The sequence below is a fragment of the Pseudoalteromonas sp. MMG005 genome (genome assembly GCF_018101015.1).
GTDB lineage: Bacteria > Pseudomonadota > Gammaproteobacteria > Enterobacterales > Alteromonadaceae > Pseudoalteromonas > Pseudoalteromonas aurantia.
In genome coordinates this window covers 1-1,597 of the sequence record NZ_JAGJEK010000061.1, presented here as the reverse complement: position 1 = coordinate 1,597, position 1,597 = coordinate 1, and the positions used below count along the sequence as shown (strand labels likewise).

Annotated in this window: 1 protein-coding gene; it reads right to left on the bottom strand. The window is 46.1% G+C overall.

Translation table 11 applies throughout. The features are described from left to right. On the bottom strand, window positions 1-1,597 hold a 1,597-nt coding region (locus tag J8M01_RS23670; RefSeq protein ID WP_211059584.1), incomplete at both ends, for a non-ribosomal peptide synthetase.

The following is a 1,597-nucleotide window of genomic DNA, read 5'->3' as shown; positions in this document are numbered from 1 at the left end:
AACCACCGCGATATCGAGCGCGCCTTGCACCTCAAAAGCCATGGGCATATTGTACTCAGCGGAGCCACCTTGCAAGCTATCAATGAACCATAAACGCTGTTGCGCAAAAGACACCGGTTGGATATCTGAAGTGCGCGGTATGGCACGTAAAGGTGTACTGACCATCGCGTCGCAGTGATAGTCAGCCAATGTCTGTGCCAATGCGGCCAAATTTGGGGCATCAAAAATCACTTGTACCGGTAATTCAACTGCAAAGCGCTGACGTATTTTTGCCATCAAACGAATACTCAATAATGAGTGACCCCCTAACGCATAAAAGTTTGCCGTGCTGCTAATACCTGTCGCTTCTATGCCTAACAATTCAGACCAAATCTCAACCAGCCCTAATTCAGTCTCTGTTTGCGGGGCAACATAACCACCTTGCAGGGCTGCACCTTCGGCTGCTGGCAGCGCCCGTTTATCGACTTTACCATTTGGCGTCAACGGCCATTCATGCACCACCATCAAGACACTGGGTACCATATACTCAGGTAACTGTGCCGCTAACGCTGTTTTCACTTGCTCTATCAAACTCGTTTGAGCACCGTCGTCTAGCACCGCTGGAGAATGAATATAACCCACTAACTGCTGACTGTCCGCGGTTCCATTGACTGTCACCACCGCTGACTCAACCCCCGCTTGTTGTGCTAATTGTGTTTCAATCTCACCAAGCTCAATTCTAAACCCTCGGATTTTAACCTGATCATCTGTACGACCCATAAAGGCCAACTCACCATCTGGTAAATACCGGACTAAGTCTCCCGTACGATATAATCTTTTTGAACTATGTGGGTCATGCTCATCAAAATAAGGGTTATCAATAAACCGCTCTGCGGTTAAGCTCGGCTGATTTAAATAACCTCGGGCTAAACCATCACCTCCTAAATATAACTCTCCAATACTGCCTTTGGGACTGAGGGCTTGCTGATCATTTAATATGAAGAATTGTGTATTTGATATTGCCCGACCTATCGATGTCTGAGATAGCGCCTTAGCCCTCCATACAGAGCTACATATAGAAACTTCCGTTGGTCCATATGCATTGAAGAATTTAATGTCATGCACTAACCACTGATTTATCAATTCCGCAGAACAAAACTCGCCACCGACTACAACATGGCTAATGCTATTCTTATACTCAGGACTGACTAACTGCAACATCGATGGGGTCATCATGATATGTGTCACATCTTGGTGTTGTGTCAGCTCTTGTGCATAATCACCTGAACTCGCCAGTGCCATTGTTGCACCTGAACGCAAAGACATCCATATGACCCAAGTTGCCGCATCGAAGCCTATCGAAGTTGATTGAAAAAATACCGAGTTTGGCGTTAATTCAAAGGTTTCAGCATTATCAACCACGGTATTAACTAACCCTTGATGCTCGATCATCACCCCTTTTGGCTTACCTGTCGAACCCGACGTATAAATCACATACGCCAAATTACTGGACGATAACCCCAATACCCCCTTATCTAAATTATCGGTACTGTAATGACCATATTGCGCTGCTTCTAAAGACACCAACGACCCCGTAAATTCGCGCAAGGCCGCAGCT